This window comes from Phyllobacterium sp. P5_D12 (assembly GCF_054049495.1).
In genome coordinates this window covers 1-1548 of record NZ_JBFUMG010000801.1, presented here as the reverse complement: position 1 = coordinate 1548, position 1548 = coordinate 1, and the positions used below count along the sequence as shown (strand labels likewise).

General features: G+C 58.1%; 2 protein-coding genes. One reads left to right on the top strand and one right to left on the bottom strand.

Annotated features, from left to right (window positions below; translation table 11 throughout):
- Positions 1 to 673, bottom strand: a 673-nt coding sequence (locus tag ACXJ5O_RS26540; protein WP_457302517.1) for an aminotransferase class V-fold PLP-dependent enzyme, incomplete at its 3' end; no start/stop codon positions are given.
- Between the two features lie 135 nt (positions 674 to 808).
- On the opposite strand from ACXJ5O_RS26540, the gene ACXJ5O_RS26535 reads away from it, so the two are divergent.
- A partial coding sequence (locus tag ACXJ5O_RS26535) for an IclR family transcriptional regulator (RefSeq protein ID WP_457302516.1) occupies positions 809 to 1548 on the top strand: 740 nt, incomplete at its 3' end.

Below are 1548 nucleotides of genomic sequence, written 5' to 3'. Positions count from 1 at the left end.
CGGCAACAATACCGCCCGTTGGTCCTCCGAGGAACTTGTGCGACGAATAGAGCGCGATGTCGGCACCCTCCGCGAGGAAGATTTTCAGATCGTATTCGGAAGCGGCGTCGACGATGACCGGAACGCCGCGCGCGTGGCAAACCTCGGCAAACTTCTTCAGGGCGATCAGTCCATACTGGACAGTGTGGTGCGACACCACGAAGACAGCGGCAGCCGTGCGCTCATTGATGGCACCGTCGAGATGGTATGGATAGCAGGATGTGGCCTGGCCGATGAGTACCGCCCTCGCGCCCGAAAGCCTGATGCCTTGGTCAACCGGCGCGCCATAGCTGACGACATGGCCAGTCTGTATGATCACTTCGTCCTTCAGACCGGTCGTGTCCGGCAGCCGCTCGATTGCAGCGAGATCGCTTCCGGTCATTGTCGCCGCCACGGCGAGACTGATCCCGGCCGAACAGGAAGCAGTGACAAAGCCCGCATCGCCGCCCGTCATACGTGCGATTACCGGGCTCGCCATCTTGTGCAGATCGTTGATTTCCACAAATTGCGGGAGTATGGCACTCATTGCGGCCACCGCCTCGGGCACCACAATCGACGCGCCCAGCGATGTCATCGTCCCGGAAACGTTGATCACGGGTCTTAGTCCAAGCGACTGGCGTATATCGGGCTGCATGTGAGAGTCGGTCATGGTATTCTCCTCGAAGAGTATTCCGTTTTCTTGGCATATATGCCGTTATAATGTAATAAAGGGTCGAAAGACTTTAGCGATCGTGCCAGGAGCTTAAGAGTGGACGCGAAGACATCAGACATGGACGCACCCGGGAATATTGCCAGCGAGGAAACGACCGCTCGTCGTTCGCGTGTCAGCGGTATCGATCGTGCTCTGCAGGTTCTTGACTATCTGTATGAAACGGGAAGTCCGGCCGGCGTTTACGCAATAGCCAAGGCTATTGGCGCCCCCCTTTCCACCGTCTATGTGATCATCGACGACCTCGTCGAGAAGAACCTTCTGTCCCGCAATGGCGATAACACTGTCTGGCTGGGCGCGCGGCTCTATCACTATGGTCTTGCCTATGCGCGTTCGCTGGATTTTCTCAATGTCGCCAATCATGAGATGCACAATCTCAGCCGCGTTTCGGGCGAAACGGTGCAGGTCTGCGGCCGCGACGGCGATCACATGATGGTGTTGGCGATGGCTGACGGCCCGGGGCATTTTCAGGTGACGTCCCGCGTCGGCACCCGCGTCCCGCTCAACTGGACTGCATCCGGCCGCCTGCTTGTTGGTCATCTGCCGGAACAGGAACGGCTGGACTTGTTCGAGCATTGTGCGAAATCTTCTCCGACCGGGCGTGCCGTAATCGATCCGTCCGTTTTGTCCGAGTCGGCCAAACAAGCCTTGCAGGCACGAATCTCCATACAAGCGGGCGAATCCGACTATGCGGTTGCCTGTGTCGCCTCGCCCATCTGCAATGACAACGGCGCGTGTATTGCCACCATTTCCATCGTTCTGCCCGAACAGAAGATCACCGACAATCCCGATCGCTACAC